The sequence below is a fragment of the Burkholderia sp. AU33545 genome, from assembly GCF_020419685.1.
GTDB classification, from domain to species: Bacteria; Pseudomonadota; Gammaproteobacteria; order Burkholderiales; family Burkholderiaceae; genus Burkholderia; species Burkholderia diffusa.
The window spans coordinates 510,955-529,569 of record NZ_JAIZRQ010000004.1 but is presented as its reverse complement, the minus strand read 5'-3'; the positions used below and the strand labels follow the sequence as shown (position 1 = coordinate 529,569).

Genomic DNA, 18,615 nt, shown 5'->3' with positions numbered 1-18,615 from the left:
GAACCGCGGCTACGCGGCGCTCTCCTCCATCTTTTTGACCCCGCCGAGGGTCTGCAGGGATTGACGGACCACCTGGAATTCGCGGCTCGTCATCTTCGAGAACACCACATGGATCCGGTCGTCGTCCGGTGTCGCGTCGTCCTGTTCGATGACGAACTGGACGATGCGCGCCTGGTCGATCCCGGGCATCGCCTGCAGCGACGTCAGCTTCACCGCGCCGCGGCTCGCGAGGATGCGCACGCCCCAGCGCTGCCGCGCGGCGAAGAAGCGCTTCTCGATCGGCTTCAGGCCGGCGAGGATCGTCAGCACGATCGCCGTTGCAGCGATCGCGGCGATGTACATGCCGCCGCCCACCGCCAGCCCGACCGCCGCGACGACCCACAGGCTCGCCGCCGTCGTCAGCCCGCGGATGATCTCGCCGCGCAGCATGATCGACCCGGCGCCGAGAAAGCCGATGCCCGATACGACCTGCGCGGCGACCCGCGACGGGTCGAGCGACACGTTCTTCGCGTTCTGGATGTCGGCGAAGCCGAACGCCGACACGACCATCACGAGCGCCGCGCCGACGGCTACCAGCATGTGCGTGCGCAACCCGGCCGCCCACGACAGCCGTTCGCGCTCGATGCCGATGATGCTGCCGAGCAGCGCGGCCAGCAACAGGCGGGAGATGATTTCCATCTGACTGATCATGCGATGCCTCCATTCTTCGACCGACTTGATGAAACGCGACGCGCCCGGACCGCCGCCCGACCTGCCCTGCTTTCGTCCGGCTGACGGTTCGCACGCGCCGCAGGTTGTATATTTGTGCGAACTTGCGAATTTGTGCTTTCTAATATACGTTACGAAAAACCGCACGGCTAGACCCAAGTTCGTTCGTTTCATCCGATCAATACGATCGATCGTCGGACCACTCACGCAACCCGATCCGGAACACTTGCTTAGGAGACCAACATGATGAAGAAGGCATGGATGCTGGCCGCAATGCTGCTCGCGTCGATCGCGACGGCGCCCGTTCACGCATCCGAAGGCGACGTCTGCAGGAAGGTGACGCTCGGCGATGTCGGCTGGAGCGACATCGCGGCCACGACCGGCGTCGCGATGATGCTGCTCGACGGGCTCGGCTACGAAGCCAGCAAGACGATCGCGTCGCCGCCGATCGTGCTGGCCGGCGTGAAGAAGGCACAGATCGATGCGTTTCTCGGCTACTGGGATCCGAGCATGACGCCGACGGTGAAGCCGTTCGTCGACGCCGGCGCCGTGCACCTGCTGCCGCAGCCGAACCTGGTCGGCGCGCGTTACACGCTGGCGGTGCCGCAATACGCATCGGACAAGGGCCTGAAGAGCTTCGCCGACATCGCGAAGTTCCGCGACCAGCTCGACGGCAAGATCTACGGGATCGGCGCCGGCAACAACGGTAACGCGCTGATCCAGCGGATGATCGACAGGAACGAATTCGGGCTCGGCGGCTTCAAGCTCGTCGAGTCGAGCGAGGCCGGGATGCTGGTGCAGGTGACGCGTGCGGTGCAGGAACACCGGATGATCGTGTTCCTCGCGTGGGAGCCGCATCCGATGAACATCAACTACAAGATCGCGTACCTGGAAGGCGGCGACGGCGTGTTCGGCCCGAACTACGGCTCGGCGAAGGTCTACACGCTCGTCACGCCCGGCTACCTCGAACGCTGCCCGAACGTCGGCCGCCTGCTGACCAACCTGAAATTCACGACCGACGAAGAGAACCAGCTGATGGTGCCGATCATGAATCACGCGGATCCGGTCGCGGTCGCGAAGGAATGGGCGAGGAAGAACCCGGGCGTGCTGTCGAAGTGGCTCGACGGCGTCACGACCATCGACGGGAAGAACGCGAAGGACGCGATCGAGAAACTCATCGGCGCATGAGCACGCCAGCAGGCACGCAATACAAGGACTTTCACATGCACAGGAATCTCGCGCTGTTCGATCTCGATCACACGCTGTTGCCGCTCGACAGCGATCAGGCCTGGGGCCGCTTCATCACTCGGGTCGGTTCGCTGGAAGACGACACGCACGCGGCGCTGATCGACGAGCACTACGGCCGCTACGCGGCCGGCACGCTCGACATGGACGCGTATCTCGCGGTGACGCTGGCGCCGCTCACCCGCTATCCACGGGCGCAGCTCGAACGCTGGCACGCGCAGTTCATGGACGAGGTGATTCGGCCGGCCATCACGCCGCAGGCGCGCGCGCTCGTCGATCGCCATCGCGAGAGCGGCGATCTCTGCTGCATCGTCACCGCAACCAACGTATTCGTGACGGGGCCGATCGCCGCCGAGTTTGGAATCGAGCATCTACTCGGCATCGAGCTCGATACCGACGACGACACGCCGGGCGGACGGTTCACCGGACGCAGCACCGGCGTGCCGAGTTTTCGCGAAGGGAAGGTCGTGCGCACGAACGCCTGGCTCGATTCGCTCGGCTACGCGCCGTCGGATTTCGATCGAACCTACTTCTACAGCGATTCGATCAACGACGTGCCGTTGCTCGACTACGTCACGCATCCGGTTGCGACCAATCCCGATGCAAGGCTGTCGCATGTCGCCGGCACGCGCGGATGGCCTGTCATGAAGTTGTTCTGATACGGGCGCTATTCTCCGCTGCTCATTTCATTTCTGGAGGGGCAATGAAAGCAGGAACAGGAACGACGCACGTCAATCACTCAGGAATCCGACTTGAATCGAGTCGCGACAACCCCGCTCCGCCCGCCGGCAAGGAAAGTCATTTTCCGCACTGGCGCGGCGCTTTGATGATCGCACTCCTCTGCACGCTGGCCGGTTGCGGCGATGGCGATTCCGGCGCGACCGGCAACCTCGCCGCGAACCGCGCATCGGCATCGGGCCCGGCCGCCGCGCCGGTCCTGCATTGCGCCACGGCTTGCCACTGACGGGCACCTGCCCTTGTCCGGCGCGACTGCCATTGCAACGCGCGGCGTTTGAAGCGCGGCGGCGTCCGGCCATTCATGACAGAGAGCGAACATGCAAAACAAATCCACGACACGACGTCAGTTCCTGGCCGATGCGCTGAAGCTCGCGGGCGCCACAGCAGTCACCGGCATGCTACCCGAGAGCATCCTCCGCGCGCAGTCGATTCCGGCTGCAACCGTCACCGGCACGATCCAGGACGTGAAGCACGTCGTGATCCTGATGCAGGAAAACAGGTCGTTCGACCACTACCTCGGCACGCTGCGCAGCGCGCGCGGCTTCGGCGATCCGCGCCCCGTCGTGATCTCGAGCGGGTATCCGGTCTGGCGCCAGCCGTGGCTGCTGTCGTACGTGTTCCCGTTCAACCCGTCGCCGCCGGCCGGCAGCGCGAACGGCGACACCTATTACGGAGACCTCGACCACAGCTGGAACGGCACGCACAGCGCATGGAACAACGGCCGCTACGACAACTGGGCCGGCGCGAAGACCAGCGGCACGATGTACTACTTCACGCAGAACGACATCCCGTTCTATTACGCGCTGGCGAGCGCCTTCACCGTGTGCGACAGCTACCACTGCTCGATGCTCGGGCCGACCGACCCGAACCGCCTGTATCTGTGGACCGGTTGCTGCGGCAACGTGCCCGGCTATTCACCGTACACGACCAACACGATGACCGGCACCGGCTGGACCACGATGCCGGAACGGCTGAATGAAGCCGGCGTCACGTGGAAGTTCTATCAGGACAAGGGCAACGGGCTCGATGCCGCTCACGGTTACGGCGAATACAACGGCTCCAGCAAGGATCTCTGGTGGAACGGCAACTACGGTGACAACGTCATCCTCAACTTCAGGCAGTACCAGAACCTCGGCGCGAACGATCCGCTTGCGCCGGCGCTCAACGGCACGCAAATCGACCCGACGGGTGGCGGCACCGAATACGACACGCGCCTGTTCAGCCAGTTGCAGGCGGACGTCGCGAACGACACGCTGCCGCAGGTATCGTGGATCGCCGCGCCCTATGCGTACTGCGAACATCCGTCGTGGGCCGCGAGCGGCGGCGAATGGTATGTGAGCAACGTCCTCAACGTGCTGACGTCGAATCCGAAGGTCTGGGCCAGCACGGTGCTGCTCGTGATGTACGACGAGAACGACGGCCTGTTCGATCACGTGCCGCCCGCCGTGCCATCCAGCGCATACGCGGGCACCGGCCTGTCGACGGTCTCGACCGCGGCCGAATTCGTCGGCAGCAGCGGCGCGGCGTCCGACGGCTCGGCCAGCGGCGACGTGCCGATCGGCCTCGGCCCGCGTGTGCCGATGTTCGTGATCTCGCCGTGGTCGAAAGGCGGCAAGGTCAACTCGCAGGTGTTCGATCACACGTCGGTGATCCGCTTTCTGGAAACGCGTTTCGGGCTGCAGGAAACGAACATCACGCCGTGGCGGCGCACCGTGTGCGGGGACCTCACGTCGGCGTTCGACTTCACGAATCCCGACCAGACGGTGCCTGCGATCCCGAGCCCGGCCAGCAACATGGACCCGAACGGCTGGACGGTCGTCATCCCGCCGGCGACCACCACCGCGGTGCCGGCACAAACGACCGGCCGCAATGCGGCATGCCGGCTGCCGTACGAGTTCTTCGTGCAGGGCAAGGTCAACCGGTCCGGCAAGACGCTCGCGCTGACGATGACCAATACCGGCACGGCGGGCGTGCATCTGCAGGCGTGGGTCGACGGCACCAGCACGATCCCGCGGCAATACACGATCGGCGCCGGCGCGAACGCGTGCACGACCCTGTCCGATTCGCTCGCGCTGAATTCGGCCGGCGGCTACGACTATTCGGTCTACGGGCCGAACGGATTCCTGCAGACGTTCCGTGGCAACGTCGGCGCGTCGGGAAATACCGGTTCGTCGGCCGAAGTGAGCCTTTGTTATGACGTGCAGAACGGCAACGTGCAGATCACGCTCGACAACACCGCCGGATCGAGCCCGACGACGTTCCAGCTCGTCGACAACGCGTACGGCATGAACACGCCGCAGTCGGTCAGCGTGCCGGCCGGCGCGACGCAGGCCGTCACGTGGTACGGCGACGCAGGCTGGTTCGACGCGAGCATCCGCGACGCGAACGATCCGAACTTCCTGCGCCGCGTGGCCGGCTGCGTGCAGACGCAAGCGGGCGCGCTGCTGACCGATTCGGCGATTGGCAATACGAACGGGAAGTTCGTGCCCGCGCTGTCGTCGCAGGGGTCGTCGTACGGCACGCTGCGGTTCGACTACGTGGTGCCACCCTGGCGCCACAGCCCGAAGAACTGGGTCGGCATCTACCCGCGCGGCGCGCAGCCGACCAAGGGCGGCTACAAGTCGTGGGCGTATCTGCCGAAGAGCACGGGCTCGCTGCTCTTCTCGTCCACGGCGAACAGCGCGCTGGCGTCGGGCCAGTACGATGCGTGGTTCCTCTTCGACGACGGCTACACGCCGCTGGCAGGCCCGGTCGCGATCAGCATCTGACGAGCGGCCGGCGACGCGCGCTCACTGCGCGCGTCGCTCGGCCGGGGCTCGCATCAGCAAGTCTTCGTAGAGCGCGCCGAACCGCCGTGTCGGATGCGCGTTTTCGGATTTCCAGGATCCACGGCCCGGTGGCCGGCGCGCCGCCGAAATCGCCGAGATTGCCCGCCTTGTGGATCGCGTGCGGAAAATCGCTGTCGCGATGCCCCGTATCCGCGATCGCGTCGACGGCGTGCCACGTCATCGTTCTTGCGTGCCGCATCGCGTCGAGCGAAAACGCTTCGCCGACGGCTTCCCGCTGCGTCGAATTCAACATGGTGTTCCCGTGCCGGTGAATGTCGGTCGGTGCAGTCGATCATCATTTCGATACGCACCGCCGACTATCTCGCGTTCCGCGCCGATGCATGGCGTGGTTGCATACCCGCTCCAGGTGCGGCGTCGCCGCCGATATCCCGCATAATCGGGCGTTGAACCGCGCCGCGAAGGGAAGCATTGTGCGAGCGCAGCAATTCGAATCAGGAACGGGCGCGATCCGGCTCGCCGCAAGGCGGCGGCGCTCGCCCCGGGGGAATACCCGGCAATCCCGCTGAAGACAGGACACCGACACATGGACCGAGCCGAGCACATCAGCATCGAACAGGCGGGCGATCTGCCCGCCGACGAACTGAACGGATGCGACTTTTCGTTCGAGATCGCGTGGGAGCTGAATGCGCCGTACCAGGATCTGCTCGATTTGCGCGCGCTGCCCGTGCGGCGCAAGGACTACGGATTCGACCCGGCCGGCTGGGCGCGCGAGGCGTCCGGCGGCACCGCGCTGTTCCGCGCCAGCGCGGGCGGGCGCCTCGCGGGATTCGTCGCGATCACCGAAAGCTGGAACGGGATGGCCGAGATCGCGGAACTCGCGGTCGACCGCGGTTGCCGGCGGCAAGGTATCGGCCAGTTCCTGCTGGCGGCCGCGGAAGCATGGGCGCGCAACCGCGGGTTCGGCTTCATGCGGCTGGAAACGCAGGCGAACAACGTCGCGGCCTGCTGCACGTACGCGCGCGCCGGCTTCGTCATCGGCGGCCACGACCGCTTCCTGTACGCCGACGGCGCGAATGACGGGGAAGTCGCCCTCTTCTGGTACAAGGATCTGCGTGACGGGCAGTCCGCGAAGAGCCGGACGGTCGATCCGGAATCGATGCGGCCGCTGTCCTGACCGACGACCGGCCGCCGCACCGCCCCGGTCCTGGTTTCGTCTTACTTCCGCGTCGCGACGATGAACAGGCGCGGGAACGGCAGCAGCACGGTGCCGTCGTCGAGCAGCGGATAGCCGTCCGGACCAGCGAGCGCATCACGATAGCGCGCGACGAATGCGTCGCGCTCGCTTTCGTCCAGCGCCGCGAGAAACGGCCGCAGCGCGCTGCCCTTGAACCATTCGACGACCGCATCGGCCCCGCCGCGCAACGGATGGTAGTAAGTCGTGCGCCAGACATCCACCCGCGAACACAACGGCGACAGCAGCGCGTAGTAATACCGTGCGTCGAACCGTTCGGTGCGCGCCGCGCCCTTGAGCTTGTCCGCCCATCGCCCGCCCGCGGCGACCTCGCGCATCAGCCGGTGCGCGGGTTCGTCGAGGTTGTCGGGCATCTGCACCGCGAGATGGCCCCCCGGCGCGAGCCGGCCGACGAGCGACGGAAACAGCGTGTCGTGCGCGGGCACCCATTGCAGCACCGCGTTCGACAGAATCAGGTCGTAGCCGCCCGGATCGTCCCAGACCGAGACATCCGCGAGATCGAAACGCAGCGCGGGCAGGCGCTTGCGCGCGGCCGCGATCATGTCCGGCGACGCGTCGATCCCGCGAACCGTCGCGTCGGGTGCGCGCGCGATCAGCGCTTCGGTCGAATTGCCGGGCCCGCAGCCGATGTCGATCGCGGTATGGATCCGCGTATCCGGCACGGCGGCCAGCAGGTCGCGCACGGGCCGCGTGCGTTCGTCTTCGAATCGCACGTACTGGTTGGCGTATTGATCGAGTGGGGTCGTCACGGTAAGCCTCCTGGTCGGCGTGGACGGTGCCGGAATACCGACAGCCATCGATGCAGCGCATTCTGCGATCTCGCTGTTCTTCAGTAAAATGAATTTAATATCGTTATTGATTCATGTTTCTGATGAAAATCGATACGCTCGGTGTCCAGGCTTTCGTCGCGATCGCCGACGGCGGCAGCTTCAGGCAGGCGGCCGACACGCTGCACGTCACGCAAACGGCGATCACGCAACGGCTGCGCAAGCTCGAGTCGTTTCTCGGCGTCGCGCTGATCGAGCGCACGACACGCCGCACCACCCTCACCGAAATCGGCCGGCGTTTCCTGCCGCAGGCGCGCCGGCTGCTGAACGAGCTGTCGGATGCGCTGACCGAAATCCGCGAAACGGGCCTGAGCCAGCGCGGCGACGTGACGATCGCGTGCGTGCCGACGGTCGGCGTTCAGTATCTCCCCCGTATTCTGCGTGCGTTTTCCGGGCACCGGCCGCACGATCGCGTGAAGATCCTCGACCACGCGTCGGCGTCGGTATTGCAGGCCGTGCTGCGCCGCGAAGCGGAATTCGGGATCAGCATCGCGGGCGACCAGCACCCCGAACTCGTCAGCGTGCCCCTCACGCATGATCCGTACGTGCTCGTCTGCCGCGACGATCACCCGCTCGCGAAGCGTCGACGGATCCGCTGGGCCACGCTGCAGCCGCATCCGCTGATCTTCGCTGGCGAAGTGAGCGGCAATCGCGGGCTGCTCGAAGGTGCGCTGAAGACGAGCGGCGTGACGCTGCATTCGTTCTACGAAGTGCAGCGCAGTTCGACCGCGCTCGGCCTCGTCGCCGAAGGCCTCGGCGCGGCCGTGGTGCCGAAGCTCGCGATCCAGAAGAACGCGTATCCGATGATCCGCACGATCGAGCTCGTCGAGCCGTCGGTGTCGCGCACGCTCGTGCTGGTCAAGCGCCGGGCCGCGCAGTTGTCGCCCGCGGCGCAGGCGCTGTACGACATGATCGTCGAGCGCGCGACGCCGGCGCGGTGACGTCAGGCAACGTCGTTCATAGCGTCTTGACCATGAACACACGCGCCGCCCCTTCCGGCTCGCACGGCACTTCGCCGAACACCTCGTACCCGTGCTTGCGGTAGAAATCCGGCGCCTGGAACGTAATCGTGTACAGCACCGCGCGGGCACATCCGCGCCGCTTCGCCTCCGTTTCAGCCTCGCGCAGCAGCCGGCTGCCGAAGCCGCCGCCACGCAGCGATTCCGGCAGATAAAAGAGGTCGACGAAGAAGAGACCGAGCGAGGTTCGGCCGGTGAGCCCGCCCAGGACCTCGCCGGTCGCGGGATCGGTCACGTAGATGTCGAGCGCCGCCGTGTCGCTGCGGCCCGTCATCGCGTGGTTGAATTCGCCGAGCTTGCGGCTGATGAAATCGCGGGCAGCCGGTTGTTCGGCGTCGGTGAGCTGAAGGGAAACGGCGGGATGCGCGGTCATGGAATGGAGACGTGCGTGAATGAGCCGCCGAACGTGCAGTGTTCGCGGCGGGCGTCGCACGACTATAGCGCGTTCGCCCGCAGCGCGAGACCGTGCCGATCTTGACGACCATCCAAACGACGGGCACATACGGAGCCCGCCGCTTCGTGACGCCGGGAGCCCGCTCGAGCCGCAGCAAACGCCGCCTTCAAGTCGGCCACCCCGCACCGTTCGTGCGCGATCAGCATCTGGTTCACGACGTTCACGCCGATCGTCACCGCCGTGATGAACCGCGTCGCCGGCGCGTTCATCTCCGGATTCGGCTCCAGCCGCACGCGCGAGAACACGACCAGCGGCAGCGTCACCACGAAGCACTCAGTCAGCCGACTATGTCCCCATATACAAGCAGCCACCCGGATGCCGAAATATTCCGATTTATCCGGTAAAATCGCCAACCGAGAGCATTCCTACGATAAATCCGGCGAGAGAGACGCCGCTCATCGTTCTCGATCCAAGAGGGCCACGACGGTGAATTCACAAGAACTCGTTCGCGCAATCGGCGGCGGCTTGTTTCAACAAGGTCGCCTGCTCAGGCTCGATACACCGCTGGGCCAGAACGTGCTGCTGCCCCAGACAGTTCACGGCGCGTCGCGGCTCGGCCGCGATTTCTCGATGACGGTCGATGCCGTCTCGACCCGCGACAACATCGAGCTGAAGAAGCTGATCGCGCAGCCCGTCACGCTATGGGTCGAACCGCACGGCGACGCATACCTGCCGTGGCACGGCTACGTGCAGACCGCACGCCGGCTCGGCTTCGACGGCGGCATCACCGCATACCAGATCCGTTTCATGTCGTGGCTCGGCTTCCTGCGGTATCGCCGCGACCAGCGCATCTGGCAGGACCGCACTGCCGACGAAATCATTACCGACGTATTCAATCAGCATCCGCAAGCCGGCGGGATGTTCCGTTTTGCACTCTCCGCGCCGCTGCGAAACCGTTCGTTCTGCATGCAATTCGAGGACGACTGGAATTTTGTCCATCGCCTGCTCGAGGACGAAGGCTTGTTCGGCTATTTCGAGCAGGCCCCGGACGGCTCCCACCACACGCTGGTGATCACCGATTCGCTCCACTCGCTGCCCGCCGCGGTACCGTCGCGCGTGCCATTCCAGCGCGCGGCCGCCGGCGACGAGACCCAGGCGCTGATCCAGTGGTCAGGCACGCGCACACTGCAAAGCAGCCGTTACACGACGCGCACGTTCGACTACAAGTCGCCCGGCTCCGCGCTCAATCCGAAAGGCACCGACATCCCGGCCAGGCCGAACCAGGGCGACCTGCCGGACCAGGCCGAGGTCTACACGTACACGGGCGCCTATACATACGGCGCGCAAGGTGACGGCAACCGCCAGTCGACCATCCGGATGGAAGAATGGGAATCGCGCGCGAAGCGGTTTCACGGGATCGGTGGCATGCGCGGCATCGACGCGGGCCGGGTGTTCGAACTGACCGACCATCCTGCCCATCCGCCCGCCGAACAGGACGGCAACCGGTTCGCCGTCGTCGAGACGGTCTGGTGGATCAGGAACAACATCCCGGCCACGCCGACGCATTTTCCGCACGGGCTGGCTGCGCAGTTCGACGCGATGAAGGCGCAGCTCGGCGACGCGGCCGGCGCGATGACCGTGCGCCACGCCGATGGCAGCGAGGGTTTCTATCTCGTCGAAATCGAAGCGCAGCGCCAGACGGTGCCGTTCCGCAGCCCGTTCGAGCATCCGAAACCCGAGATGCACCTGCAGACCGCGACCGTCGCGGGGCCGAAGGGCGAGGAAGTGCATACCGACGAACTGAACCGGATCAAGGTCCGGTTCCACTGGGATCGCCTGAACGAAGGCGACGAGCGCGCGTCGTGCTGGCTGCGCGTCGCGTCGTCGGACACGGGCGGCGGGTACGGCAGCGTGCACGTGCCGCGCATCGGCGAGGAAGTGGTCGTCGACTGGATGTCCGGCGACTGTGACCGGCCGATCGTCACGGCACGGCTCTACAACGGCACGACCCAACCGCAGTGGCACACGAACGGGCTGCTGTCCGGCTTCCGCTCGAAGGAATACGCGGGCAGCGGCTACAACCAGCTCGTGATGGACGACGCGACCGGGCAGAACCGCGCACAGCTCTACAGCAGCACGGCGAACAGCCTGCTGCATGTCGGCTATCTGATCGAACAGTCCGGCAACACGCGCGGCGCGTACGTCGGCAGCGGCTTCGACCTGAGGACCGATGCATACGGCGCCGTGCGCGCGAACCAGGGCCTGTATGTGACGACGCATCCGCAGACCGTGTCGAGCCAGCCGCTCGACGTGCGCGAGACGCAGCAACAGCTCGTCGGCGGCGAAAGCCTGCTCGAATCGCTGTCCGACGTGAGCGAGACGCATCAGGCCGACACGCTGAAACCCGGTCGCGACGCGCTGAAGACGTTCACCGACGCGACCCAGCAGAGCGTGCCCGGTACCGCATCGGGCGGACGCACGGCAGGCGGCGGCACAGGCAACGCGAACGCGTTCACGCAGCCCGTGATGCTGTTCGGCAGCCCGGCCGGCATCGGGATGGCCAGCCAGCAATCGCTGCAGATGGTTGCCGACCGGCATGTCAACGTCGTCAGCGGCCAGAACACCCATATCGCGGCGGGGAAATCGCTGGTCGCGAGCGTGATCTCGTCGATCAGCCTGTTCGCGCAGAACGCCGGGATGAAGCTGTTCGCCGGCAAGGGCAAGATCGAGATCCGCGCGCACGACGACGATGTCGAACTCACCGCGCAGAAAACCGTGAAGATCGTCGCCGCCACGGCGCAGATCGACCTCGCGTCAAAGCAGCCGATCCTGTTGACGTCCGGCGGCGCGTATATCCGCATCGGCAACGGCAACATCGAGATCCACGCGCCCGGCAAGGTGGATTTCAAGGGTGGCAACCACAGCTTCTCGGGCCCGGCCAGTACCGACTACCCACTGCCGCGCCTGCCCGAAGGCGTGTGTTCGGAATGCCGGCGCAGCGCTGCGAAAATGAAGTCCGCGTTGACGCCCCGCACATGAAATCCGCCGCCTCCATGAAACCGTTTCACGATCTGACGCGCGCGTTGCCGCTGCCGGCGCAGTGGCCGCGCACGACCGCCGCACAGCGGCACGACGGCCTGCGCGACTGGCATCGCACGCGGCAAGCCGCTCACACGCGCCCGCTGCGCCTGCTGGCGCTCGTCGACGGCGCGCTGGACGACACGATGCTCGATGCGGCCCGAGCGCGGGGCATCGCGTGGCAGTCGCTGTATCCCACCACGATGCTCGAGGCGTCGCGGCCTGAAATCGGCCCGTTCCTGCTCGACCTGACCACAGACGACGACGCATCGCGCGCGACGATGCTCGACCTGTTGAATGCCGGCGGCGATTCGGATCTCGTCGTCTGGCTCGCGACCGGCCATGCGTTGCCCGAGCTCGCCGCTTATCTGCACCCGCTTGCCGAGGCGACGTTGCCCGATACGCGCCAGGCGCTGCTGCGCTACTACGATCCGTCGATCCTCGAAATCCTCGTGCCGGTCCTGACGCCTGCGCAACGGCGCGAACTGCTGGCCGCATTCGTCGAGCTGCGTTACCGGTTCGATCCGTGGGAGGCGGTGGCCGGCGAGGAACATGGGCCGCTGCCCGCGCCCGCCGCGACGCCGATCGTGTTCACGGACTCGCAGTACGACGCGCTCGCGCGCGAAGGGTTCGCGGAAACGCTCTATTTCCAGTTGCGAGACGAATTCCTGCCGCCGATGTCGGCCGTGCCGGACCGCTGGGGCATTCGCTATGTGAAGGATCTGGTCGCGCGGGCGCGGGAGCGGTACGGGCTCGCGAACGAGAACGATCTCGCGTATTTCGTGCTGGTCGGGATGAACGTGCATCCGGCGTTCGACGTGCATCCGGCGATCGCCGAGCAGATTGCGGCGCGCGGGGACGATCCGCCGCCATTGTCGGACACCCTTGCGGCTGTCGACGCTGATGTGTGGACGGAGTTGCTGGATGGGCATCCGCTGGCGGGTTATGCGGCCGAGCGGCAGCAGGCAATGACGGCGGCGGTGGATGCGCAGCCCGAAGCCGGTTGAGCGGCGGGAGAGGCGGACGTTGAGGGGAATGCGTCGGGTGGCTGCAATAGGGATCGCGATCGCTGGCGGCCTGTGGGGTATGCAGGCACATGCCGAGCGCGACGGGCCGTATCGCGTCGCGGGTTTCAACTACACCGACCGGGGTGTGTACAACTTCGTAGTCGACGGATTCGGTGCCGGCACTGTGCACGCCCGTCAATTCGGCGGCGGTGGAGGCATGGCCTGTTGCATGGAGGTGCCGCGCGACAAGAAGACCTGGCACCTCAAGGTCACATACGACCTGACGCCTGAAGAAGATGCCAGGAATCTGTCGCCGGAAATCTACGAGACGGACATTGCCATCCCGCAGCTGCCAACCAAACGCGACGGCTATATCGAGTTCCATTTCCTGCCCGACCGCAAGATCGAAGCCCAATGGGTCGAATACCCGACCGGTCCGCGCAACCCGAATACCATGAGCAACGCGTCGTCCACGACGAACCGAATGACAGGAACATCGACATGCTGAATTTTCTTCGCCGTCTCATTCGCAACCCGATCGCGATCGCCGTGATGCTGCTCGGTGGTGCGTGGTGGGTGCATGCGCAAACCACAGATTTCGGCCCGTACCGCGTCATCGGTTATAACTTCACCGATCGCAGTATCTACAGTTTCAAGATCGACGAATTTGGCGCAGGTAACGTGCGTGCGCATAAGCCAGGCGGTGGCGGTGGAACCGTATGCTGTATGGATGTACCTCGGGGCAAGAAAACCTGGCACATCAAACTCAAGTATGAGCTGACTCAAGAACAATACAAAAACAACCTTCCCAACGACATCTTCGAGACGGACATTGCTATTCCGCCGCTTCCTGACAAGCATGGCGGATACATCGAATTCTATTTCTTGCCGAAACAGAAAATTGAAGCGCGATGGGCCGAACTGCCGACTGACCCTCACAATCCGAACTTGCAGTAACCGGGAGGAAAGCATGCCTAACGACACAATCCCCGATCTGTCGCCGGAAATCTACGAGACGGACATTGCCGTCCCGAAGCTGCCAACCAAACGCGACGGCTATATCGCGTTCCATTTCCTGCCCGACCGCAAGATCGAAGCCCAATGGGTCGAATACCCGACCGGTCCGCGCAACCCGAATACCACGAGTAACGCGTCGTCCACGACGAACTGAATGACAGGAACATCGACATGCTGAATTTTCTTCGCCGTCTCATTCGCAACCCGATCGTCGTCGCGGTGCTCCTGCTCGGCGGGGCGTGGTGGGTGCATGCGCAGACAGGAGGATACGGACCGTATCGGGTCATTAGCTATAACCACACGGATCGAAGCATCTACAGCTTTCAGATCGACGATTTCGGCGCAGGGGGATCATATGCGCACGAATCCCAAGGAGGCGGTGGCATCGTATGCTGCATGGATGTCCCTCGAGGGAAAAAGACCTGGCATATCAAGATCATCTATGACTTGACCAAAGAGCAGGCTCAAAAGAATGTGCCGAATGAGGTTTACGAAACCGACATTCCCGTTCCCCCTCTGCCAAACAAGCATGGCGGGTATATCGCATTTCATTTTCTGCCCGATCGAAAGATTGAGGCGCAGTGGGTCGAACGTCGAATCAAGGCAAACATCCCGAACGCAAACTAAGATAGCGAGCGCAGCATGTCGAACGAAACCAGTCCTGCCCAAAGCGCCAACTCAAGCCAATCCGATTCCGCCTCCGGTGCCTCCCGTGCATCGCGCGCAGCGAGCGTCAGCGCGCAGCTTCCCCCCGAACCGCCAAGCCCTTGCTTTCGCTGCCATCAGGAAATCTACCAATCCTTCTTTTTTGATGGATTTGCGCAAGGGCTAAAGGATGTCGATCACCCGTCGAATATCCTTCGACTGTTCAATGCACACGAAGAAACAAACGATGAGCGCGGCATCTACAAGATGTACTACGACGGGATGGGCCGCGACCTTGCCAACCAGACGGTCGGCACCGGCAAGAAGGTGGCAAGCGACATCGCGTCCACCGCCGAGAAGATGGCGAGCGACAAGTTTCTGAAAGGGCCTGCCAAGGCCGTCGCCGACGATATCCGAAAACGGGCAATGAACGACGCCGGCGACAAAGGTCTACTGACCCGAGCCAGATCCGCGATTCTCGAAGGTACCGCTGCCGCTGGCACTACAGCGAAAAACAATATAAAAGACTCGTTTTCTCTGAAAAGATGGGCATCCGCTGGCGGGTTATGCGGCCGAGCGGCAGCAGGCAATGACGGCGGCGGTGGTTGCGCAGCCCGAAGCCGGTTGAGTGGCGGGAGAGGCGGATGTTGAGGGGAATGCGTCGGGTGGCTGCAATAGGGATCGCGATCGCTGGCGGCCTGTGGGGTATGCAGGCACATGCCGAGCGCGACGGGCCGTATCGCGTCGCGGGTTTCAACTACACCGACCGGGGTGTGTACAACTTCGTAGTCGACGGTTTCGGTGCCGGCAGTGTGCACGCCCGTCAATTCGGCGGCGGTGGAGGCATGGCCTGTTGCATGGAGGTGCCGCGCGACAAGAAGACCTGGCACCTCAAGGTCACATACGACCTGACGCCTGAAGAAGATGCCAGGAATCTGTCGCCGGAAATCTACGAGACGGACATTGCCATCCCGAAGCTGCCAACCAAACGCGACGGCTATATCGAGTTCCATTTCCTGCCCGACCGCAAAATCGAAGCCCAATGGGTCGAATACCCGACCGGTCCGCGCAACCCGAATACCACGAGCAACGCGTCGTCCACGACGAACTGAATGACAGGAACATCGACATGCTGAATTTTCTTCGCCGTCTCATTCGCAACCCGATCGTCGTCGCGGTGCTCCTGCTCGGCGGGGCGTGGTGGGTGCATGCGCAGACAACGAGCTACGGTCCTTATCGCGTTACGGGCTACAACTATACAGATCGAAGCATTGCGCTTTTCACGATCGATGGCTTTGGTGCCGGCGGTTCCAACGCACATGAATCCGGCGGAGGCGGAGGAACGGTATGTTGCATGAGCGTGCCACGAAACAGAAAGACATGGCATATCAAGATCGTCTACGAACTGACCCAGGAGCAGTACAAAAAAGATTTGCCTAACGACGTATACGAAACAGATATCCCGGTTCCCTCTTTGCCAAACAAACACGACGGATACATCGAATTTCATTTCTTGCCGGACAGAAAAATCGACGCCAAGTGGGTCGAACTGCCGACGAAGCCGCATATTCCGAATACCAACTAGGATAGCGAGGGAAGGATGTCGAACGAAACTGCGTATGCGCAAAGCGCTGCACCCGGTCAGCCTGACTCCGCATCCGGTGCATCACGTGTTGCCCGAGCCGCCAGTGTCAGCAATCAACTTCCGCCTGAACCGCCGACACCATGTTTTCGTTGTGTTCAAGAAATCTACCTGAGCTTTTTTTTTGATGGATTCGGACAAAGCCTTGACGACCTAGATCATCTTTCGAATATTGGTCGACTCTATAACGCCCACGCAAAAAGCAGCGATGAGCTAGGCATCTACGCGACGTACTACGAGGGAATGGGTCGAGACCTGTCGACTCAAACAACCGGTACCCTCAAGAAGGTGGCAACCGATACCGCGTCCGCATTAAGCAAGGAAGCACAGGACAAATTTATCAAGGATCCCGGTAAGAAAATTGTCACCGAAGCCGGCAAGAATGCGCTTGCCAGTCGGGGAGAACAGACAATTGTCGCTCACGGTACATCCGTGATCCACAATGCCATCAGCAATGCCCCCAGCACTTTCAAAGCCACGATAAAGGAGTCTTTGACGATCAAGAAGGTCGGATTCGACCTCCTCGGGCAGGGCATAACGATCGTCGCCGACTCAGTTCCATCTGTACGCGACAGCGAATTCTCGGCTGCCTATATGGGAACTGGCTTCGATATCCGCGTGCGACAAGCCCTCGCCGACTTCGAGGCCAACTTCAAACGAGCACACGACAACGACCCTCGAGAAATCAAGCGCATCCGCGTGGCAGTTTTCGGATATGACCGCGGCGGTGCCATGGCCCGGAAATTCGCGAACGATTTGATTGGGAAGGTATGTAAGCAGAAAGACGGCAAAGTGACATATCAAGGGATCCCAGTCGAATTTGATTTTATGGGACTCTTCGATTGTGTTTCAACATCCTTTGCCGATTCGATTTTCACCAAGGCTGTCGCTCCCGTCCTGGGCGTCGTGCCAGCTGGAGGAAAAGGTCTTAGTATCGGCATCAAGGGACTGAGCCTGTTTCTCAGCCTATCCAAGCAATCGCTTGGAGAATTCGATATCCAGAAGGAATTCAAGTCGATCGTTCATCATGTTGCGGCAACGGAATTGCGGTTTTACAAGAACCTAGATTCTCCGAGGAAATCGCCAGATCATAAGAACTTGCTCGAAATCGTCTATCCAGGCAGCCAGTCGGATGTCGGTGGCGGCTTTCGAGAAGGCGACGATCAAAAGTCGGCCGAATTGGCACGCATATCCGCACGCAACATGCTCGATCGGGCATGGGCTGCCGGCGTGCCACTTCAACCGCTAGCCAAACTTCGCCAGGTCAATCCCACGTTCGCGAGAGAATTCGAGTTTCGAAAAACCGTCAACGTCAACGGCAAGAATCTCACGGTCAATGACCTCTTCGCGGCCTACACCGCGATGCTGCCGAAATCGAGCGGCCCGCTCGAAACGCATTTTCTCGAGCACCAGAAGCTGTTCGTGTCATGGGCACGTTACGTCCACGATCGCACCGCGCACGAAAGCACCGGCAACAGCCTGTTCATCAACACCGTGGACGCCGACGTCTACAACGCGGTCTTCCCGCACGGCGGCGGCTTGCCAAACTATGAGGGCCGGGACTGGTACTACAAGAGCCAGGATCCGAATTCCAAAGTCCCGCAGTTCACCTTCGGCGAACGCCGGACAGTCGACGACATCTCGGACAAGACCGTGCGCGCATTGGCCACCGCATGGGTGCACCCGCCAAAACTGTCACCGGAAGTCATCGCGTTCTTCGACAACTTCGTACACAACACGATCACGCCATTCAACAACGTGTCGCTCGGCGACGGCGTATTCATGCAACTGCGCGAAATCGAGGAGAAAGGCTGGATCGCACGCCAGACCGACGCCGCGAAGGACTACGTGAAAAAAGTCCTCGGCAACGTATCGAAGAACATCAAGGATGCGCAGGACGAATACGTCAGGCAGGTCACGTCCGGCCAGATTCCGCACGGCGCGTCGATCGGCGACCTCTCCGGCGACTGAGCAGTACACACCACGCCAATCAGCAAGCCCGCCCGGCCGCACACGCGACCGGGTGCCAACCGCATCCGGCCCCGCGTCAGTTGTACCCGAGAATCGCCACCGCCGCGACGTCCGGCCGGTCGAGCGTATTCCCGACGAGCGACGTCATCGGCTCCTGCAGCACGGCCTGATACGAGGTCACGCGCGGCGCTTCCGGCGCGCCCGGCTCATCCGGTGCCGGTTCGTCGAACGCGGCATCGAAATCGCTGTAAAACCCCGGTTGCTTCTGCGAAAAAGTCATCTC

Annotated in this window: 20 protein-coding genes and 1 pseudogene; 16 read left to right on the top strand and 5 right to left on the bottom strand. The window is 63.2% G+C overall.

Going from position 1 to position 18,615, the window contains the following annotated elements; genetic code table 11:
* Positions 1-9 precede the first annotated feature (9 nt).
* Positions 10-690 carry an MgtC/SapB family protein gene (locus LGM71_RS16335; RefSeq protein ID WP_124905974.1) on the bottom strand — a complete coding sequence of 227 codons (681 nt, stop codon included), beginning with the start codon at positions 688-690 and terminating at the stop codon, positions 10-12.
* 261 nt (positions 691-951) lie between these two features.
* Here LGM71_RS16335 and LGM71_RS16330 point away from each other — a divergent pair, with 261 nt between their 5' ends.
* The 5 genes from LGM71_RS16330 (at position 952) to LGM71_RS16310 (ending at position 6,654) form a co-directional block, all read left to right on the top strand.
* Entirely contained in the window at positions 952-1,896 is a 945-nt protein-coding gene (locus LGM71_RS16330; protein WP_124627625.1) for a choline ABC transporter substrate-binding protein, read from the top strand.
* A 35-nt stretch (positions 1,897-1,931) separates the two neighbouring features.
* Positions 1,932-2,612 (top strand): HAD family hydrolase, encoded by a 681-nt coding sequence (locus LGM71_RS16325; RefSeq protein WP_226115545.1) that lies wholly within the window; start codon positions 1,932-1,934, stop codon positions 2,610-2,612.
* Entirely contained in the window at positions 2,588-2,917 is a 330-nt protein-coding gene (locus LGM71_RS16320) for a hypothetical protein (protein ID WP_226115378.1), read from the top strand. The genes LGM71_RS16325 and LGM71_RS16320 overlap by 25 nt, the downstream gene beginning before the upstream one ends.
* A 91-nt stretch (positions 2,918-3,008) precedes the next feature.
* Positions 3,009-5,459: a phosphocholine-specific phospholipase C gene (locus tag LGM71_RS16315; protein WP_226115377.1), complete on the top strand. Its 2,451-nt coding sequence runs from the start codon at positions 3,009-3,011 to the stop codon at positions 5,457-5,459.
* 604 nt (positions 5,460-6,063) lie between these two features.
* Positions 6,064-6,654: a GNAT family N-acetyltransferase gene (locus tag LGM71_RS16310; protein WP_059605117.1), complete on the top strand. Its 591-nt coding sequence runs from the start codon at positions 6,064-6,066 to the stop codon at positions 6,652-6,654.
* Positions 6,655-6,695: 41 nt separating this feature from the next.
* On the opposite strand, the gene tam is transcribed toward LGM71_RS16310, so the two are convergent.
* Positions 6,696-7,481 (bottom strand): trans-aconitate 2-methyltransferase, encoded by a 786-nt coding sequence (tam, locus tag LGM71_RS16305; protein ID WP_226115374.1) that lies wholly within the window; start codon positions 7,479-7,481, stop codon positions 6,696-6,698.
* A gap of 122 nt (positions 7,482-7,603) precedes the next feature.
* Between tam and LGM71_RS16300 the strand changes: the two genes are divergently transcribed.
* Positions 7,604-8,500: a LysR family transcriptional regulator gene (locus LGM71_RS16300; RefSeq protein ID WP_226115543.1), complete on the top strand. Its 897-nt coding sequence runs from the start codon at positions 7,604-7,606 to the stop codon at positions 8,498-8,500.
* Between the two features lie 16 nt (positions 8,501-8,516).
* Here LGM71_RS16300 and LGM71_RS16295 read toward each other — a convergent pair whose 3' ends face one another.
* Together LGM71_RS16295 and LGM71_RS16290 are read right to left on the bottom strand one after the other, a co-directional pair.
* On the bottom strand, positions 8,517-8,951 hold the full coding sequence (locus LGM71_RS16295) for a GNAT family N-acetyltransferase (RefSeq protein WP_226115373.1): 435 nt from the start codon (positions 8,949-8,951) through the stop codon (positions 8,517-8,519).
* Between the two features lie 62 nt (positions 8,952-9,013).
* A pseudogene (locus tag LGM71_RS16290) lies at positions 9,014-9,292 on the bottom strand (hypothetical protein); the annotation flags it as partial.
* Between the two features lie 166 nt (positions 9,293-9,458).
* Here LGM71_RS16290 and LGM71_RS16285 point away from each other — a divergent pair.
* The 10 genes from LGM71_RS16285 to LGM71_RS16240 all read left to right on the top strand — a co-directional run bounded on the left by LGM71_RS16285 (position 9,459) and on the right by LGM71_RS16240 (position 18,332).
* Positions 9,459-12,011: a type VI secretion system Vgr family protein gene (locus LGM71_RS16285; RefSeq protein WP_226115372.1), complete on the top strand. Its 2,553-nt coding sequence runs from the start codon at positions 9,459-9,461 to the stop codon at positions 12,009-12,011.
* Between the two features lie 14 nt (positions 12,012-12,025).
* Positions 12,026-13,057 (top strand): DUF4123 domain-containing protein, encoded by a 1,032-nt coding sequence (locus LGM71_RS16280; RefSeq protein WP_226115371.1) that lies wholly within the window; start codon positions 12,026-12,028, stop codon positions 13,055-13,057.
* A 79-nt stretch (positions 13,058-13,136) separates the two neighbouring features.
* Entirely contained in the window at positions 13,137-13,565 is a 429-nt protein-coding gene (locus LGM71_RS16275) for a DUF3304 domain-containing protein (RefSeq protein ID WP_226115541.1), read from the top strand.
* Positions 13,559-14,014, top strand: coding sequence for a DUF3304 domain-containing protein (locus tag LGM71_RS16270; protein WP_151047097.1), 456 nt, complete (start codon positions 13,559-13,561; stop codon positions 14,012-14,014). The genes LGM71_RS16275 and LGM71_RS16270 overlap by 7 nt, the downstream gene beginning before the upstream one ends.
* 13 nt (positions 14,015-14,027) lie before the next feature.
* Positions 14,028-14,228, top strand: a complete 201-nt coding sequence (locus LGM71_RS16265; RefSeq protein WP_124903161.1) for a hypothetical protein — start codon at positions 14,028-14,030, stop codon at positions 14,226-14,228.
* A gap of 17 nt (positions 14,229-14,245) precedes the next feature.
* Positions 14,246-14,701 (top strand): DUF3304 domain-containing protein, encoded by a 456-nt coding sequence (locus LGM71_RS16260; RefSeq protein WP_124903163.1) that lies wholly within the window; start codon positions 14,246-14,248, stop codon positions 14,699-14,701.
* A gap of 15 nt (positions 14,702-14,716) precedes the next feature.
* Complete coding sequence (locus tag LGM71_RS16255) at positions 14,717-15,370, top strand: hypothetical protein (protein ID WP_226115370.1); 654 nt, start codon at positions 14,717-14,719, stop codon at positions 15,368-15,370.
* Entirely contained in the window at positions 15,364-15,831 is a 468-nt protein-coding gene (locus tag LGM71_RS16250) for a DUF3304 domain-containing protein (protein ID WP_226115369.1), read from the top strand. Before LGM71_RS16255 ends, LGM71_RS16250 begins: the two co-directional genes overlap by 7 nt.
* A gap of 17 nt (positions 15,832-15,848) precedes the next feature.
* On the top strand, positions 15,849-16,304 hold the full coding sequence (locus LGM71_RS16245) for a DUF3304 domain-containing protein (protein ID WP_059605098.1): 456 nt from the start codon (positions 15,849-15,851) through the stop codon (positions 16,302-16,304).
* Positions 16,305-16,319: 15 nt separating this feature from the next.
* Positions 16,320-18,332, top strand: a complete 2,013-nt coding sequence (locus tag LGM71_RS16240) for a phospholipase effector Tle1 domain-containing protein (RefSeq protein WP_226115368.1) — start codon at positions 16,320-16,322, stop codon at positions 18,330-18,332.
* 76 nt (positions 18,333-18,408) lie between these two features.
* Here the strand turns inward: LGM71_RS16240 and LGM71_RS16235 are convergent, their stop codons facing one another.
* Positions 18,409-18,612, bottom strand: coding sequence for a hypothetical protein (locus LGM71_RS16235; protein ID WP_124903167.1), 204 nt, complete (start codon positions 18,610-18,612; stop codon positions 18,409-18,411).
* Positions 18,613-18,615 lie beyond the last annotated feature (3 nt).

What these genes read in the sequence shown, in the direction of transcription:
- LGM71_RS16335 (WP_124905974.1), bottom strand. Translation starts at nt 690, where the DNA reads ATGATCAGTCAGATGGAAATCATCTCCCGCCTGTTGCTGGCCGCGCTG.
- LGM71_RS16330 (WP_124627625.1), top strand. Translation starts at nt 952, where the DNA reads ATGATGAAGAAGGCATGGATGCTGGCCGCAATGCTGCTCGCGTCGATC.
- LGM71_RS16325 (WP_226115545.1), top strand. Translation starts at nt 1,932, where the DNA reads ATGCACAGGAATCTCGCGCTGTTCGATCTCGATCACACGCTGTTGCCG.
- LGM71_RS16320 (WP_226115378.1), top strand. Translation starts at nt 2,588, where the DNA reads ATGGCCTGTCATGAAGTTGTTCTGATACGGGCGCTATTCTCCGCTGCT.
- LGM71_RS16315 (WP_226115377.1), top strand. Translation starts at nt 3,009, where the DNA reads ATGCAAAACAAATCCACGACACGACGTCAGTTCCTGGCCGATGCGCTG.
- LGM71_RS16310 (WP_059605117.1), top strand. Translation starts at nt 6,064, where the DNA reads ATGGACCGAGCCGAGCACATCAGCATCGAACAGGCGGGCGATCTGCCC.
- LGM71_RS16300 (WP_226115543.1), top strand. Translation starts at nt 7,604, where the DNA reads ATGAAAATCGATACGCTCGGTGTCCAGGCTTTCGTCGCGATCGCCGAC.
- LGM71_RS16295 (WP_226115373.1), bottom strand. Translation starts at nt 8,951, where the DNA reads ATGACCGCGCATCCCGCCGTTTCCCTTCAGCTCACCGACGCCGAACAA.
- LGM71_RS16280 (WP_226115371.1), top strand. Translation starts at nt 12,026, where the DNA reads ATGAAACCGTTTCACGATCTGACGCGCGCGTTGCCGCTGCCGGCGCAG.
- LGM71_RS16275 (WP_226115541.1), top strand. Translation starts at nt 13,137, where the DNA reads ATGCAGGCACATGCCGAGCGCGACGGGCCGTATCGCGTCGCGGGTTTC.
- LGM71_RS16270 (WP_151047097.1), top strand. Translation starts at nt 13,559, where the DNA reads ATGCTGAATTTTCTTCGCCGTCTCATTCGCAACCCGATCGCGATCGCC.
- LGM71_RS16265 (WP_124903161.1), top strand. Translation starts at nt 14,028, where the DNA reads ATGCCTAACGACACAATCCCCGATCTGTCGCCGGAAATCTACGAGACG.
- LGM71_RS16260 (WP_124903163.1), top strand. Translation starts at nt 14,246, where the DNA reads ATGCTGAATTTTCTTCGCCGTCTCATTCGCAACCCGATCGTCGTCGCG.
- LGM71_RS16255 (WP_226115370.1), top strand. Translation starts at nt 14,717, where the DNA reads ATGTCGAACGAAACCAGTCCTGCCCAAAGCGCCAACTCAAGCCAATCC.
- LGM71_RS16250 (WP_226115369.1), top strand. Translation starts at nt 15,364, where the DNA reads ATGTTGAGGGGAATGCGTCGGGTGGCTGCAATAGGGATCGCGATCGCT.
- LGM71_RS16245 (WP_059605098.1), top strand. Translation starts at nt 15,849, where the DNA reads ATGCTGAATTTTCTTCGCCGTCTCATTCGCAACCCGATCGTCGTCGCG.
- LGM71_RS16240 (WP_226115368.1), top strand. Translation starts at nt 16,320, where the DNA reads ATGTCGAACGAAACTGCGTATGCGCAAAGCGCTGCACCCGGTCAGCCT.
- LGM71_RS16235 (WP_124903167.1), bottom strand. Translation starts at nt 18,612, where the DNA reads ATGACTTTTTCGCAGAAGCAACCGGGGTTTTACAGCGATTTCGATGCC.